Below are 15,506 nucleotides of genomic sequence, written 5' to 3' on the forward strand. Positions count from 1 at the left end.
GAATCTCCCAGCCTTCAAGTCTATCGCGCTGCCGCACCCGTCAGCACCACTCGTCAGCAAGGAGTATCGTTACTTCTTCTTCACCGGCCCCATCGGCGGCACGACCACCGGACGCCGCATCGGAACCAGTCCCGCCGCCGGCCCCTGCTGCTGGTGAATCCTCGTCAGCATCTCCGTCCGCACGTAGTCCACAAAGCCCTGCATCTGCCGGTTCATCTCCTCCATCCGCTCCCGCATCTGCAGAATCACCGCGATCCCCGCGATATTCACTCCCAGGTCCCGCGCCAGGTTCAGGATGAACTCCAGCCGCTCCAGATCCTCGTCCGTATAAAGCCGCGTGTTTCCCTCACTGCGCGAAGGCCGCAACAACCCCTCGCGCTCATACAGCCGCAGCGTCTGCGGATGAATCTGATACATCTCCGCCACTGCCGAGATCATGTACGCGCCCTTGCTCTTCCGCTTCGTCGCCATGGACTAACTCGCCTTCGCCTGCCTTTGAGACTTCGCCTTCACCGCCTGCACCGCAGCCTTCAGCAGAATCCGCAGCGCCTCGTTCACCGCCTCAGCGCTGGGAAACGCCCGGAACAGCTCCGGCTCAATCAGCACAAGATTGGTTCCCTTCGCAAACCGCGCGGCATAAGGATTCCGAACTCCGCTCGAAAAGTCATACTCTGCCCGCATCTCATCTGCGTCAATCTTTACCGCCTTCTTCATAAGTCCTCCTCTCTTGCGGCGTCGCCCTGCGAACGCTGATCAATCGAATCCTCTCGCCTCGCTCCACAGAAACTACCACCAATACTCGCCGAACCAGCGACCGCCCAACAAGCAGAAACCTTGATTCGTCCTCCGAATGATCCGGATCGGAGATCATAAGACCGTCCGTATCCGCGAATACCGTCGCGCCTTCTTCGAAGCTCACGCCGTGTTCCGAAGATTAGACGCCGCCTTCGCCCGGTCCCACTCAAACACAACTCCATCAAAAATCGAATAACTCTGTCCTGTTCGACAACGTATCCGGCTTCGTCCTGATCTAATCTTGACTGAGTCTATCGCCCGACTGTACGAAATCGGTCTACAAAAAACGCCTTCTTCTGTCATGCGGTCAGGTCAATCATGAAAAGCTCCTCCACAGCCCTCAAGCTCCTCGCCGGCCTCTCCGCCGCCGCAGCCGCCTACGCTCTCGCTTCCCGCACTACACGCCGCGATACCGACGAACGCGTCGTTCTCATCACCGGAGGCTCCCGCGGCCTCGGCCTCGCCCTCGCCGAGCGCTTCGGCCGCGCCGGCTGCCGCCTGATCCTCACCGCCCGCGATGTCGATGAGCTCATGCGCGCGCGCTATACTCTGCTCGATCGCCACGCCGTCCGCTCCCCCGAGTCCGTCCTCCTCATCCCCGCCGACCTCACCGACCCCGACCAGGCCCAAAACCTCATCGACCACGCCATCGCCCACTTCGGCCGCATCGACGTCCTCATCAACAACGCCGGCATCATCGAGGTCGGCCCCGTCGAAGACCAGCCCCTGGCCGCCTATCGCCGCGCCATGGCCACCAACTTCTTCGCCGCGCTCCACACCACCCAGGCCGCGCTGCCCCACATGCTCCGCATCGCACACGAGCGGCCCGCCTCAATCGCCAACATCGCCTCCATCGGAGGCAAGGTCCCCGTCCCCCACCTTCTCCCCTACGTCGCCAGCAAATTCGCCCTCGTCGGCTTCTCCCAGGGCCTACACGCCGAGCTACGCCACAAAGGCATCCGCGTCACCACCGTCTGCCCAGGCCTTATGCGCACCGGCTCCCACGTCCACGCCAGCTTCGTCGGCGACGAGAAAAAAGAGTCGCGTTGGTTCAACCTCGCCGCCACCACGCCCGTCGTCGCCGCCTCCGCGCGCCACGCCGCCAAGCGCATCTACTACGCCGTCGCCGCCGGCCGCGCCGAGATCACCATCACCCCGCAGGCCTGGCTCGCCGCACGCATCGCCGGCGTCGCGCCTGCCACCACCCAGTTCCTTGCCGCCCTCGCCAACGAGTACATCCTGCCCGAGTCGCCTGTCAGCGACCAGCTCCCCCTCCGCTTCAATCTCCGCACCCTCGACCACCACCGTCTCCACCGAATCCACGAAGATCAGCCCGACCAGACCCCGATCCCGTTCGACACCGAACCCGCGAAAGAGGCCAACCGCGACGACGCAACGGATCCCAAGACCGGCGCCGCAACCTGGCCCACGCCTTCCGATCAGCCCTGATGTAAGGTCATTAACTCCAGCCACGTTCAATGATGTGTCATCCTGAGCGGAGCCGAAGAGCCTGCCCTGAGCGAAGCCGAATGGGATCTGCGGTTTGCTTTAAACAAATTCGTGAGAAGAAGAAGGAGTATCTATCGGCCTCGTAGGAGAGCCGTTTGTGTTGGCCCCTCCACGTGGCTCGACACGATGTGATACACCCCATACTCGATCGTCAGCCGAGCCTCTCCGCCAATCCGCACATGGCTCACCGAGACATTCCTCTCTGGCAGCCAGAATCCTTCGTCCCGTACATACCTCGCCTCAAAGCTCGCCCGATTGATCCACCACGAAGGATTCTTCGCCGGCTCGCCCACCACGCGCACCAGCCCATAGTCCTCCTCGCTCACCCACACCCTGCCCCGATAGGTAAACCGGTTATCCACCTTCGGCGTCACCCGCAGCACCCACGCGCGCACCCCATCCACCGTCTCCTCGCCCTCCAGCTCCACCGCGTAGTTCGCCGTCGAGAGCGCCGTCTGCATCCGGTTCGCCTTGTCCGAAGACTCCTCCTCGCTCACCACCAGCCGCCGCAGCACCCGCTCGCACATCACCTTCGAGCCCGACTCCGAGACTACCGTCAGGTGCTTCGTCCCCGGCGCCGTGTACTCCGCATGGACCTCGATCTCCGCGCGGTGCTCTCCGCCCGTCCCCTTGTACTCCACCCGGTACACCCGCTCCGAGGTGTAGCGCTCCAGCAGCGTCTGCCGCTCAAGATTCCTCGCCGCCATGCGCGCCAGAATCTCCTCCGCCGTCCCGCCCGCAGACGGAACATCCCCCGAAGGCGCACCCTGCGCCCTGGACTCCACTGCGCCCAGCACAACCGCGATCCCCACCCATCCCGCCAACACAAGCCCACCCGCCCGATGCCACATGGAAACACCCCCGTGATGGTTTGAACTCCCTCTTACGAGGCGATTCCATCACAGCTGCACCATTTCCAGTGCAAACGCAGCGTGTCAAAATCGAGATTTATCCGTGAATGCCGTCGCCCGCAGCCTCAGACCTTGTCAAACAGCTCTTCCCTCGGGTCCTCAGGATTCAGCTTCGCCAGCTCGCGCAGAATCTCCTTCGACCGCTCATCCTGCACCTTCGGCACAACGATCTTCACCTCTACGATCTCGTCTCCACGTTTGCCATCATGCACGGCCGAAGGCACGCCCTTCTCCCTCAGCCGCAGCTTCTGACCCGTCTGCGTCCCCGGCGGAATCTTCAGCTGCGTCCTTCCTCCGCCCTCGTGCGTGTCGATCGTAGGAACATCGATCTTTGCCCCCAGCGCCGCCTCCGCAATCGTAACCGGAACCGTTACATAAATATCATCGCCCGCCCGCGTAAACACCGGATGCGTCCCCGCCCGGATGATCAGGTACAGATCACCTGCCGGTCCTCCGTTGGTTCCCGCATTGCCCTTGCCTGCCAGCCGTATCCTCTGCCCATCGCGCGTACCCGCCTTGATGCGGAACTCAAGCTGCTCCTTCTTCGTCACCACGCCCTCGCCGTCGCACGTTGGGCACGTGTTTTGAATCTTGCCCGAACCACCGCACCTCGGGCACTGGATGTTGAACTTCATCCGCCCGCCCATCTGCGTCACCTGGCCCGTGCCGTGGCACTCAGGACACTCCATGCTGCCGCCCGTCGTCGACTTGCCCTTGCACGTCGGGCAGATCTCGTGCCGCTGGATCTCCAGCCGAGTCACGCCTCCGCGCACTGCCGTCCAGAAGTCGACGCTCACCTGGTACTCGAGATCGGTCCCCGGCTGCGGCCCCCGAGCCGCCGCGCGCCCCCCGGAGAACATCCCGCTGAAGATGTCGCGGAAGCTCCCGCCAAATCCTCCGCCGCCGGTCTCCTGCCTGGCACCGCCGCCTCCTCCCGAGAAGTCCGAAAAATCGAACCCGCTGAAGTCGAACGGAACCTCCTGCGCTCCGCCGCGCCCCGCCTGGCCTCCGCCGCCAAAACCCGCGCCACCGTACCCTCCGCGCGCCGCCGCCTCCGCAGCCGCAGGGTCGATGTTGTCCGAGTAGAACCCAAGCTGGTCGTAGATCTTCCGCTTCTTCTCGTCGCTCAGAACATCATTCGCCTCGGAGATCTCTTTGAACTTCTCCTCCGCCTTCTTGTCTCCCGGGTTCACGTCCGGGTGATACTTGCGCGCCAGCTTGCGAAACGCTTTGCGAACCTCGTCCGCCGTTGCCGTCTTCTTTACGCCCAGAACTCCGTAATAGTCTTTACTCTTCGTCGTCGCCATAGTCTCTGCTTACTTCCAGTCTTGCCAAAATCACCGCAACACGCTGCAATCGCCGAGCTTTACACCATCATAGAGCGACCCCCGCCCTCGCAGCCCTCGGTTAATAATTCTCTCCCCAGTCAACGGTTCCGTCTCCGCCAGCAATCTAAGAGATGTGCCCGCTCAAACCGAAGCCATCATTACTGCCAATCCCTCGCAGTCCTCAGGTGCCTCTTCGCCCGTCGCCCTCTGGGCATCGCGATCGCTCGTCCTCCTCGCGCTCATCGTCCAGATCGCCGTCGCCCTCCGCTTCTGGGCCATCACCTGGGACGACTCCGCCATCACACTCGGCTTCGCCCGAACCTTGGCCCTCACCGGACGCATCGAACCCACCCCCGGCTCCGGCATCGTCGAAGGATACTCCACGACCCTCTGGATGCTCCTGATGGCCGCCGCCGCGAAGCTCCTCCCCTCGCCATCCGCCCTCCTCACCTTCGCCAAGCTCTCCACTCTCGTTCTCAACCTCGCCAACATCCTCTTCATCCGCCGCTGGCTCTCCACCTGGACCACCGAAACCCTCGCTAACCTCACCGCGGCAACCGTCGGCTGCACACTGATGTTCTACGAGACCATCAACGGCATGGAGACGCCGCTCATCCTCACGCTCGTCCTCGTCATGCTTTTGCTCTTGCCCTCCAGAACCAGCGCCGGCCGCATCGCCTACATCCTCGCAGGCTCCCTCCTCCTGCTCACACGCTGGGAGGCCGCCTGGCTCCTGGTCCCCTTCCTCCTCGCCGAATACGACCGCCGAAACCTCCGCCGCACGCTCATCCCCGCCCTCTCCTGGGCCGCCGTCTTCGTCCTCTCCAATCTCATCCGCTGGCACTACTTCGGCCACTTCCTGCCCAACACCATCATCGCCAAACAAAATCCGCCCTATTCGTTCCCCGGCCGCCGCCTCGCCCTCGAGCAGCACCTCACGGAGCCCCTCCACATCCTCGCCTCCATGAAGGTCTTCCTACTTCTCCTCGCAGCCTTCCTCCTCTACCGCTACTTCTCCGCCCCGCAGCGAACCCGCCTGCTTCAACCACTCCGCGAATCCTGGCAGCTCCGCTTCACTCTCCTCTTCACTCTCTTCTGCCTCATCCTTAGCACCGCCATCGGCCCCAACTGGGGACCGCCCTTCCGCTCCTTCTACCCCGCCTGGCCCTTCCTCATCGCGCTCCTGCTCCTGCCCGTCGTCCCCAACCTGAAACCCGCCGCCCTCACCTTCGTCACCGCCGCCCTCTGCCTCTTCACCATCGGCCGCATGGTCGCCCGCATTCAGCCCCTGCGCTCAGAAAAGGCTCCCGTCTACATGCCCCGCATCACCGTCAACCGCGTCGCCGTCGCCGCTCCCATCCTCACCAATCTCCAGCAACTCACGCATCACTCCGTCCTCACCTACGCCGCGCCCGACATGGGCGCCGTCATGCTCTACACCACCAACGTCCACGTCATCGACCTCGGCCTCCTCTGCGACCCCGTACTCGCCCGCCAGGGATTCCGCGCCATCCAGTCCTACGTCCTCCGCCAGCGCCAGCCCGACGTCATCGAGGTCCACGAGGTCTTCACCGAGACCACCAACCTCGCCGCCTACCCCGAGTTCCTCTCCGACTACCGCCCCGTCTACATCCGCGGAATCCGCTTCTTCCTAAGGCGAAACGTCCTCGCCGACATCCCCGCAGCAAGACTCGCCGAAAAACCCTTCCTCCCCAACGGCCACCCGCAACCCTCCGAGGCCGAAGCCTTCCGCCTCTCCAACGCCCCCTACCCCGACAAGCCTGCCGACTACGCCCTCAACCAGCTCTTCAGAACCTACCTCGTCCTCAACTAGCACCTCCCCACAATCTGTCATTTCGACCGAAGCGGCGCAGCCGCGCAGCGGAGAAACCCGCTTCTCTACCTCAAAAATTCACTTCGCCTGGCACCCCGGACACCAGAACAGATTCCTCCCCGCCATCTCCATCTTCTTCACCGCCGTCCCGCAAACAAAGCAAGGCAGTCCGTTGCGCCGATACACGTAGTGCGCCTCCTCCTTCAGTACCGGTCCCTTCTTGTGCGGACGATCCTTCGGCTTCGTCGTCACAATCCGCCGATCGATCATCGCCGCCGGCATCAACGCCACCGCGTCCTTCCAGATCGCCCGCAGCGTCTTCTCATCGACATCCTTGCCCATCCGGAACGGGCCCACCCGCGCGCGATACAGCAACTCCGCGCGAAAGATGTTCCCCACTCCCGCAAACATCGTCTGGTCCATCAGCAGTTCCGCAATCGGCTTTCGACTCTTCGCCACCTTCGCGATCATCCGCTCCGGCCCATCCCACACCGGATCATCGCCCAGCGGATCCGGCCCCAGCTTCTTCCTCAGCCCGTCCCACTTCTCCTGCGTGTAGATCGAGCAGTCCATCGGCCCACGCAGCTCCACCCACGCAATCTGGGCCGCGTCGATGTGCCCCGCGCCGTCGTCCTCCGAGTACCACGCATGCCGCTTGCTCACCCCCGGCACCGCCGGCCGCCTCACCGCTGCCGCATTCCACATCCGTAGCCGCAGCGCCCCCTTCATCTCAGGCAACGGGCCCGACCCCTCCGTGAAATCGCCCTGCAACCCCAGGTGCACATGCAGAATACGGTCACGCCCAAAGTCATACCCCAGGTGCTTGCCCACAGCCATCACTCGTTCCAGCTTTCGTCCATCGATCACATCTGCATCGATAAACCTTCCCTGCGGCCCATCCACTCGAACCGTCCTGCCGGCAAACGCCGCCGCATGTCTCTGCGCCCAGCGATGAATCTCGTTGCCCTCCGGCATCGCCTCAAAGCCTCCTCAAAGAGCCTCACAACACTTACGCCACAGAACAACGGCGACGGCCATAATCGCCGTCGCCGTCAAATTGCTTCTAATGTTGCCTAGCCAGTTCGAACCTTAGTTCCAGACCTGCTTTGCCTCGATCGCTTCGATCGCAAACACCTGGTCCGGTTCCATCTGTTGCATCTTGCGCGCGAAACGCTCCGCCTCTTCCCGCGTATCAAACATCATGCGGTTATAAAGTTGGCCCGCACGCACCTGATCGCATCTCCACATCGTCTCGGTCATCGCTTTGCCTCCCGTATATCGATTGAGCTCCAGGTTTTCTAACCACAACAGATCGGCTACTTCTCTTCCTTACTACTGCTGCTTCTATTCACTTTCAACACCTTCCTGGAAGTAGTCTCGCAATTGCAGCACGCCTACAATCCATCAGGGCCCGGTAAAGCAAGAGGGGCTACCGCTGAGGAAGCCCCTCTTTTGGTACTACGTCAAATCAGCTGCCCTGGATGCCGACTTACTTCTTCTCCTCGACATCCACATACTCGGCGTCGATCACGCCTTCGTCCTTCTTCGGTTCTTCCGCGGATCCGGCATGAGCAACCGGTTCCGACTGCGCACCTGCGGTCGCCTTGTACATCGCCTCGGCGAGCTTGTGGCTCACACTTGTTAGACGTTCGCGAGCCGAATTTAGTTCCTTCGCCGAAGGATCGCCGCTAAGCGTCTTCTTCGCATCCTCCAGCGCACTCTCGACATCGCTCTTGTCCGATCCGGACACCTTGTCCCCGGACTCCTTCAGCATCTTCTCGACGTTGTAGACCATCGAGTCAAGGCCGTTGCGTGCCTCAACCTTCTCGCGCGCTTCCTTGTCCTCGGCAGCGTGAGCCTCGGCGTCCTTCGCCATCCGCTCAACCTCATCCTTGCTCAGACCCGAAGAGCTCGTAATCGTGATCTTCTGGTCCTTGCCCGTCGCATTGTCCTTCGCCGTCACGTTCAGAATACCGTTCGCGTCGATGTCGAATGTCACCTCGATCTGCGGAATGCCACGCGGAGCAGGTGGAATCCCGCTCAGCTTGAACTTGCCCAGAGTCCGGTTCTGCGCCGCCATCGGACGCTCGCCCTGCAGCACGTGGACCTCAACCTCGGTCTGCGAATCCGCCGCCGTCGAAAACGTCTCCGTCTTCTTCGTCGGAATCGTCGTGTTGCGCTGGATCATCGGAGTCGCAACCCCGCCCATCGTCTCAATCGACAGCGTCAGCGGAGTCACATCCAGCAGCAGCAGGTCCTTCACATCGCCCGCCAGGACGCCCGCCTGGACCGCCGCGCCGATCGCGACAACCTCGTCCGGGTTTACGCCCTTATGCGGCTCCTTGCCGAACAGCTCCTTCACCAACTGCTGAATCTTCGGCATACGCGTCTGTCCGCCAACCAGCACGACCTCATCGATCTTGCTCGCGTCGACACCCGCGTCCTTCAGCGCCTGCTTGCACGGCCCAACCGACTTCTGCAGCAGATCGTCGACCAGCGACTCCAGCTTCGCGCGCGTGAGCTTGCGCACCAGGTGCTTCGGCCCGCTCGCGTCAGCAGTGATAAACGGCAGATTGATCTCCGTCTCCTGCGCCGTCGAAAGCTCGATCTTCGCGCGCTCCGCAGCATCCTTCAGCCGCTGCAGCGCCATCTCGTTGCCCTTCGACGTCAGGTCCAGCCCGCTCTCGCTCTTGAACTCCGCAATCAGCCAGTCCACAATCCGCTGGTCAAGGTTGTCGCCGCCCAGGTGCGTATCGCCGTTCGTCGACTTGACCTCAATCACGCCTTCGCCGACCTCGAGGATCGAGATATCGAACGTGCCGCCGCCGAAGTCATACACGGCGATCGTCTCGTCCTTCTTCTTGTCCAGTCCGTACGCCAGCGCAGCCGCCGTCGGCTCGTTCACGATGCGCTTCACATCCAGACCAGCAATCTTGCCCGCGTCCTTCGTCGCCTGCCGCTGCGCGTCGTTGAAGTACGCCGGAACCGTAATCACAGCCTCCGTCACGCTCGACCCCAGATAGTCCTCCGCGGCCTTCTTCAGCTTCTGCAGAATCATCGCCGAGACCTCAGGCGGCGTGTACTCCTTGCCCTGCGCCACCACGGCGATATGGTCGCCCTGCTTCACCACCTTGTAGGGCACCATCTTCATCTCGTCGTTGACCTCGTCAAAACGACGCCCCATGAACCGCTTGATCGAATAGATCGTGTTCTCCGGGTTCGTAATTGCCTGGCGCTTCGCCACCTGGCCCACCAGGCGCTCACCACTCTTCGTAAACGCGACGATAGAGGGGGTAGTGCGCCCACCTTCTTCATTCGGAATCACCTTCGGTTCGCCGCCTTCCATCACGGCAACGCACGAGTTGGTAGTTCCCAGGTCAATTCCAATAATCTTTCCCATCACTTGTCTCCCCATCGGCAGGCCGCAGTTCCTCCGCAGCCCGAATCTCGTTGACTCTCAGCATCATCCCACCTTGAGTCACTTACTGTCAACCTATCTGATGTGCTGCCAAGCAATGCAGATGCATAATTTCACCACAATTCCCCCACCAAATTCCAACCCACCACCTGCCACCATCGTGTCATTGTCCGCCTGAACCAACGAAGTTAACCTTCCGCCATCGCCTCACCCTGAACCCCTGCATTTTGAATACATTCTTGCCTTTGGAGTTCCGCCATGCCCTCTCGAAAGCCTGCTCGCACCGCCCGCCGCCTCCTCAAAGTCGCCTCCCTCGGACTCGCCGGTCTCATCGCCGGCCTGCTCTCCGGATGCTCCTCCTCCGACTCCCTCGTCCGCTTCTCCAACTGGCGCTCCGGTGCCGACCTCACCGCCACCCCCGGCCTCCAGAACCTCGACTATCGCCGCACACCCGAGATCCGCCGCGCCCCCACTCCCCACCGCACCCAGCCCACCCCAGTCCAGCGCACCAGCACCCAGGCCTCGCTCGGCGAAATCGACGCCGTCGGCCACCACTACGAAGTCCACGGGGGACAGTAGCCCCTCCTCATGCCGGTGACCCCCTTCCCGGCGCAGAAAAGCTTCTCCGCTTGCGGCGCGTCTCTACTGGTGAGGCGTGCCGCTTTTTTCTTTCCTCCCGCACCTCCCTTTCCATCACCCCGACTAAGAGAACCCCGATAAGTGAATCAGCGTCTTACCCTATTCAGGGATGCGTCCCTCCGCAACACCCGCTTGCTTAAATAGCCCAGACCACCCCCGGGAAGGCCCCAGCCGATGTCCAGCGCCGCCGCCGCACCAGCCGACCACTCCGCCGAGGCCGCCCACGGAGTCAATCCCTGGCTCATCGCTGCCTCCGTCATGCTGGCCACCTTCATGGAGGTGCTCGACACAGCAATCGCCTCCGTTGCCCTCCCCTACATCGCCGGCTCCCTCTCAGCCTCCAACGACGAGGCCACCTGGGTCCTCACCAGCTACCTCGTCGCCAACGCCATCGTCCTCCCCGCCAGCAACTGGTGCTCCCTCCGCTTCGGCCGCAAGAACTTCCTCATCGCCTGCGTCATCGTCTTCACAATCGCGAGTTTCGCCTGCGGAGCCGCCCCCACCCTCCCCTTCATGCTCCTCGCCCGCATCGTCCAGGGAGCAGGCGGAGGAGCCCTCCAGCCTCTCTCCCAGGCCATCCTCTTCGAGTCCTTCCCTCCCGCCAAGCGCGGAGCCGCAGCCGCCGTCTTCGCCTTCGGAGTCGTCGTCGCCCCCGTCCTCGGCCCCACGCTCGGCGGCTGGCTCACCGACACCTACTCCTGGCGCTACGCCTTCTACATCAACATCCCCGTCGGCGTCCTCGCCGTCTTCATGATCTCCCGCTTCGTCCACGACCCGCCCTACATCAAGGACGCCAAGGTCCCCGCCTTCGACAACCTCGGCTTCGGAGCCCTCGTCGTCTGGACCGGCCTCCTCCAGGTCATCCTCGATAAGGGCCAGCAGGACGACTGGTTCGGGGCCACATGGATTCGCCTCGCCTTCCCCACCATGATCGCCGCCTTCCTCTCGTGGTGCTGGATCTCCTGGAGACACAGCAATCCTCTGGTCAATCTCAAGATCCTCAAGGACCGAAACTTCGCCATCGGCTGCCTCCTCATCTTCCTCTTCGGAGTCGCCATCTACTCCACCGTCGTCGTCCTCCCGCTCTTCTACCAGGAGCTGCTCGGTTACACCGCCTTCACCGCCGGCGTTGTTGTCGCTCCCCGCGGCATCGGAGCCATATGCGGCATGCCGGTCATCGGCTACCTCGCCAACAAGGTCGACCCGCGTTACCTCCTCACCTTCGGCTTCGTCATCTTCGGCCTCACCACCTTCTACTTCGGCCAGATCACCCTCGAAATCTCCCCCCACACCCTGCTTCTCCCCATCCTCATCACCGGCTTCGGCCTCTCCTTCGTCTTCGTCCCCATCACCACCGCCGCTTACGGAACCCTCCCCAACGAGGCGATTGGAAACGCCAGCGGCCTCTTCAACCTCATGCGTAACATCGGCGGATCCATAGGAATCGCCCTCGCCCAGACCCTCATCACCCGTCGCGAGGCCGTCCACCAGAACCTCATCGTCAACTCCGTCCCTCGCACCGGCCAGCAGTTCCAGAACGCCGTCAAAAACACCACCGACTTCCTCACCGGCTACTACGGTCCCGCCAACGCCGCCGACCCAGCCCACGCCACGCTCTACCGCGAACTCCTCCGCCAGTCCTCCTACTGGGCCTTCATCGACGTCTTCCGCTGGCTCTCCCTCCTCAGCTTCTTCTGCGTCTTCGCCGTCTGGATGCTGAAAAAAGTCAAACCCGGCAAAGCCCCCGTCGGAGCCCACTGAGCCACCACACCACCCGCTTCCAAGTCCGTCATTCTGAGCCGAAGAGCCTGCCCTGAGCGAAGTCGAATGGGCGAAGAATCTCAGTAGTTCGCCCAATCCGCCCCCTCTACCGCAGGTGTCATCCTGAGCGAAGCGCAGCGGAGTCGAAGGACCTGCGGTTTCACTCCGTCCACCCGCCGATTCTTCCAAGCCATACCCACATCCTCTGCCATACTCCCACCCATGACCCCCTCCGACTTCCGCCGCATCGCCCTCTCCCTCCCCCACACCGAGGAGTCCTCCCACATGGGCTCGCCCGACTTCCGCGTCGGCGGCCACATCTTCGCCACCCTAGCCTCCCAGTCCCAGGGCTACGGCAACCTCATGCTCACCCCCGAGCTCCAGCAGTCCTTCCTAACCGACCAACCCGAAATCTTCCTCCCCATCGCCGGAGGCTGGGGTCGCATGGGCATGACCCACATCCGCCTCGCCCCCGCCTCCGAGGACATCCTCCACGGAGCCCTCCTCGCCGCCTACAACCTCCGCCGCCAAAAGAATGAGGCGACCCGCAAACCACGCAAGCCGCCCCGCAAACAATCCTCTTGAGCTCCTTACTTCTGTGAAGGAATAAACTCCTCCATCACAGCCTTCCGCATCAGGTCCGGAGGCAGCAACCCCTGCGCCAAAATGAAGTCGTGAAACTTCTCCTGGTCGAACTTCTTCCCCAGCGCCGCCTCCGTATCCTTCCTCAGCCCCAGCAGCTTCGTATACCCGTAGAAGTAGCTGTTCGCCTGCCCCGGCGCGCGAAATGTAAACCGCTCCACCTCCTCCGTCGCGAAGGCATGAGACAACACCACATCATTCTCCAGCACCTTGTACGCGCCCTCCGGAGTCACCTTGCCCGACTGAAGCTCCGGATCCAGAAACGCTCGCGCCGCCCGCAGCAGCCTAAGGTCCAGCGACATCAACTGACCCTCCAGCGGCATATACGGCTTCATGACGTACTCCGAGTACAGCCCCCAGCCCTCCACGTTCGTCGAGTTGAACGCATACAGCGCCCTTGCCAGGCTCACCCCGTGCTCCACCATCGAGTCGAACTGCAGCTCATGCCCCGGCCTCGCCTCATGTGCCGTTAGCGTCCACGCCACCGCGTCGAACGTGAAGTCGTCATACTTGTCCTCCGCCCCTCCCGTCGCCGAAGGAATATTCAGCGGCAGCACAAACTCTCCCCTCTGCCCCGTGTTGTGCAGAAACGGTGGCGGAGTCATATGCGGCGCCGGTTGCTGCGCCGTCTCCGCCGCCGTCGCCAGCCGGATAATCGCCGGCCGGTCCGGCAGCGTCACCAAGTTCTGCGCGCGAATAATCCCCTCGATCTCTACCAGCCGCTTCTCATAAAACGGCAGAATCGCATCGCCCGTAATCTGCGTCTTCTTCAACTCCTTGATCACGTCGCGATAGTCCGTCGAAGCCCACCCATGCTGCTTCGCAATCTGCGCCGCCAACGGAGCCATCTCCGCCTGGTACTCCGCGAACGCCTTATGCGCCATCGCCGCCATCTGCGCCGGAGGAATATCGATCCCATAGCCCTCCAGGTCCAGGGCATACTCCTCCGCAGGCTCACGAAAATCCGTCCGCGCCTTCGGCAGAATCGTCGTCCTCACCCACGCGTCGTAGTCCGCCAGCTCCACCTTCAGCTTTGCGTACGGCTCGTCCCACCCCGTCAGCTTGTACTTCGTAAACAGGGCCGCAATCCCGTCCACATAGTTCTTGTTCCGTCCCAGCTCCGTCTCCACCTCGGCCTTCGACGGATACACCAATCCCGGCTTCGCAATCTGCTCTAAAGTCCGTTGCTTAAGAATCTCTGTGAACGGCTTGTACCCCGGCTCCACCCCGGCATACTTCCGCAGCCTCACCACCGCATCCGGCCTGCGCTCCGCCGCCACCTGGTCATCCAGCAGGCCTCGAAGTCCTCCAAATACCGCCGAGCTTGCGTTCATGAACGGCACCTTGTGCGCAAGCTCATAGTCCTGCTCCCGAAACTGCAGGTCGAACGCCTTATCTAGAATCTCCAGGTCCTGGACGACGTTCTTGTCCTTCTCCGTCGCCTCGGCCGCCTTCAGCTTCGTCAGCACCACCTCCTGCTGCTTGCGCCTCGCCTGCTGGTCCTCCAACGTCGGGTTGCTGATCAGCTTGTCGAACTTCACCAGCCCCTGCCGCGACCCGCTCTCCGGAGCATGCTCGAACTGCACATCCAGCAGCTGCTGCGTATACGCATTGCTCTTCGCAATCCACGCCCTGTCCGCGGTCTGCCCCTGCGCAAGCGCACCGGTCGCCAGCATCGACACAACAGCTACTCCCAACAGCCTCAAAAGCTGATTCATCGCATCTCCCTCTCTTGGTTTCAGCCACTATACGATTCAAAAAAGCAATCCCATACCTTTATTTGTCTATTTGTCCTCTGGAGTATTTGTTCCTCCGGAGCTCCCGCCTCGCTCGTCACAAATCTTCAAAATTTCAACTGCCGGGCCCTTTCCACCACCCGCTCCCCGGTAGTATGGTCCCCACGTCGATTCAAGAAAGGACAAACAGCATGGCGCAGCCCTTCGTTCACCTCGAACTCAACACGCCCGACCTCGCCAAAGCCAAGGACTTCTACGGAAGCCTCGTCGGCTGGACCTTCCAGGACATGGATATGGGGCCCGGCGGAACATACTCCGTCTTCAAGCCCGCCAGCGGCCCCGGCGGAGGCATCTTCACCGTCCCCGGAGCCCCCACCGCATGGCTCCCCTACATCGGCGTCGACGATCTCAAAGCCGCCACCGACAAGGCCGAGTCCCTCGGCGCCAAGATCATCATGCGCGAGCAGCCAGTCCCCGACATGGGTGCCTTCTCCATCCTCACCGACCCCACCGGAGCCAACATCGCCCTCTGGCAACCCAAGTCCGCCTGAACGCGCCCCTTTGGGCCAAGCCGACTGACGGCGTCATAGCCCGAAAGGCACACCCTCTCGAACTCGAGACTACGTCATCTCGACCTACGCGCTGGACGGCTTTGCCGTCCGGCACGTAGGGGAGAGCCTCTGTATCCCCATCTCGCCAGGGCCCCATTCATTCGGTGCGGCTTCATCGCATTGAGTGGGTCATTCGTTCCAAGCGCGAACCGTCTTCAGCCGCAAAAACCCACAAAAAGTCTTGATTGCATAACGACGTCGGCTCCGGCCATGGGCAGCGGTTAAGCTTTTTGGCAGGTAAAGGCCAGGGCTCCCGCGTGGAGGAAGGAGCCAACGTCATGCTTATGATAGGTTGCGATTTTCATCCCGGGCTAGAGGAGTT

The 15,506-nt window shown here is 62.3% G+C and carries 15 protein-coding genes; 6 read left to right on the top strand and 9 right to left on the bottom strand.

Translation table 11 applies throughout. The annotated features are described in order from the left end of the window. Window positions 1-69 precede the first annotated feature (69 nt). Genes Q363_RS18665 through Q363_RS42895 form a run of 3 tightly spaced genes read right to left on the bottom strand, consistent with a single transcriptional unit; the run spans window position 70 to window position 871 of the window. Window positions 70-471 (bottom strand): MerR family transcriptional regulator, encoded by a 402-nt coding sequence (locus tag Q363_RS18665; protein ID WP_035353237.1) that lies wholly within the window; start codon window positions 469-471, stop codon window positions 70-72. A 3-nt stretch (window positions 472-474) separates the two neighbouring features. After that, a complete protein-coding gene (locus Q363_RS18670; RefSeq protein ID WP_035353239.1) occupies window positions 475-714 on the bottom strand; it encodes a hypothetical protein in 240 nt (79 codons plus the stop codon). Beyond that, the gene (locus Q363_RS42895) at window positions 692-871 is read right to left on the bottom strand and encodes a BrnT family toxin (protein WP_245632314.1); all 180 of its coding nucleotides are present in this window, start codon (window positions 869-871) and stop codon (window positions 692-694) included. The genes Q363_RS18670 and Q363_RS42895 overlap by 23 nt, the downstream gene beginning before the upstream one ends. A 242-nt stretch (window positions 872-1,113) precedes the next feature. On the opposite strand from Q363_RS42895, the gene Q363_RS18675 reads away from it, so the two are divergent. Beyond that, on the top strand, window positions 1,114-2,244 hold the full coding sequence (locus Q363_RS18675; RefSeq protein WP_084080520.1) for an SDR family NAD(P)-dependent oxidoreductase: 1,131 nt from the start codon (window positions 1,114-1,116) through the stop codon (window positions 2,242-2,244). 131 nt (window positions 2,245-2,375) lie between these two features. On the opposite strand, the gene Q363_RS18680 is transcribed toward Q363_RS18675, so the two are convergent. Both Q363_RS18680 and Q363_RS18685 read right to left on the bottom strand, forming a co-directional pair. Beyond that, entirely contained in the window at window positions 2,376-3,155 is a 780-nt protein-coding gene (locus Q363_RS18680) for a LolA-like protein (RefSeq protein ID WP_035353241.1), read from the bottom strand. A 125-nt stretch (window positions 3,156-3,280) separates the two neighbouring features. Beyond that, window positions 3,281-4,522, bottom strand: a complete 1,242-nt coding sequence (locus tag Q363_RS18685) for a DnaJ C-terminal domain-containing protein (protein ID WP_035353244.1) — start codon at window positions 4,520-4,522, stop codon at window positions 3,281-3,283. A 154-nt stretch (window positions 4,523-4,676) separates the two neighbouring features. On the opposite strand from Q363_RS18685, the gene Q363_RS18690 reads away from it, so the two are divergent. Then, window positions 4,677-6,377 (top strand): hypothetical protein, encoded by a 1,701-nt coding sequence (locus Q363_RS18690; protein WP_035353247.1) that lies wholly within the window; start codon window positions 4,677-4,679, stop codon window positions 6,375-6,377. Window positions 6,378-6,455: 78 nt separating this feature from the next. Here the strand turns inward: Q363_RS18690 and Q363_RS18695 are convergent, their stop codons facing one another. The 3 genes from Q363_RS18695 to dnaK form a co-directional block, all read right to left on the bottom strand. Then, complete coding sequence (locus tag Q363_RS18695) at window positions 6,456-7,352, bottom strand: Fpg/Nei family DNA glycosylase (RefSeq protein ID WP_035353250.1); 897 nt, start codon at window positions 7,350-7,352, stop codon at window positions 6,456-6,458. Window positions 7,353-7,466: 114 nt separating this feature from the next. Further along, window positions 7,467-7,637, bottom strand: a complete 171-nt coding sequence (locus tag Q363_RS18700) for a hypothetical protein (protein WP_169747037.1) — start codon at window positions 7,635-7,637, stop codon at window positions 7,467-7,469. A 229-nt stretch (window positions 7,638-7,866) separates the two neighbouring features. After that, complete coding sequence (dnaK, locus tag Q363_RS18705) at window positions 7,867-9,777, bottom strand: molecular chaperone DnaK (protein ID WP_035353255.1); 1,911 nt, start codon at window positions 9,775-9,777, stop codon at window positions 7,867-7,869. A gap of 276 nt (window positions 9,778-10,053) precedes the next feature. Between dnaK and Q363_RS18710 the strand changes: the two genes are divergently transcribed. The 3 genes from Q363_RS18710 (at window position 10,054) to Q363_RS18720 (ending at window position 12,780) form a co-directional block, all read left to right on the top strand. Further along, on the top strand, window positions 10,054-10,374 hold the full coding sequence (locus Q363_RS18710; protein ID WP_035353257.1) for a hypothetical protein: 321 nt from the start codon (window positions 10,054-10,056) through the stop codon (window positions 10,372-10,374). Window positions 10,375-10,608: 234 nt separating this feature from the next. After that, window positions 10,609-12,195 carry a DHA2 family efflux MFS transporter permease subunit gene (locus Q363_RS18715; RefSeq protein WP_035353259.1) on the top strand — a complete coding sequence of 529 codons (1,587 nt, stop codon included), beginning with the start codon at window positions 10,609-10,611 and terminating at the stop codon, window positions 12,193-12,195. A gap of 222 nt (window positions 12,196-12,417) precedes the next feature. Beyond that, the gene (locus Q363_RS18720) at window positions 12,418-12,780 is read left to right on the top strand and encodes an MmcQ/YjbR family DNA-binding protein (protein ID WP_035353261.1); all 363 of its coding nucleotides are present in this window, start codon (window positions 12,418-12,420) and stop codon (window positions 12,778-12,780) included. Window positions 12,781-12,785: 5 nt separating this feature from the next. On the opposite strand, the gene Q363_RS18725 is transcribed toward Q363_RS18720, so the two are convergent. Next, window positions 12,786-14,555 (bottom strand): DUF885 domain-containing protein, encoded by a 1,770-nt coding sequence (locus tag Q363_RS18725; RefSeq protein ID WP_035353263.1) that lies wholly within the window; start codon window positions 14,553-14,555, stop codon window positions 12,786-12,788. A gap of 209 nt (window positions 14,556-14,764) precedes the next feature. Here Q363_RS18725 and Q363_RS18730 point away from each other — a divergent pair, with 209 nt between their 5' ends. After that, a complete protein-coding gene (locus Q363_RS18730) occupies window positions 14,765-15,124 on the top strand; it encodes a VOC family protein (RefSeq protein ID WP_035353268.1) in 360 nt (119 codons plus the stop codon). Window positions 15,125-15,506 lie beyond the last annotated feature (382 nt).

Origin of the sequence: Edaphobacter aggregans DSM 19364 (assembly GCF_000745965.1) — a bacterium.
GTDB lineage: Bacteria > Acidobacteriota > Terriglobia > Terriglobales > Acidobacteriaceae > Edaphobacter > Edaphobacter aggregans.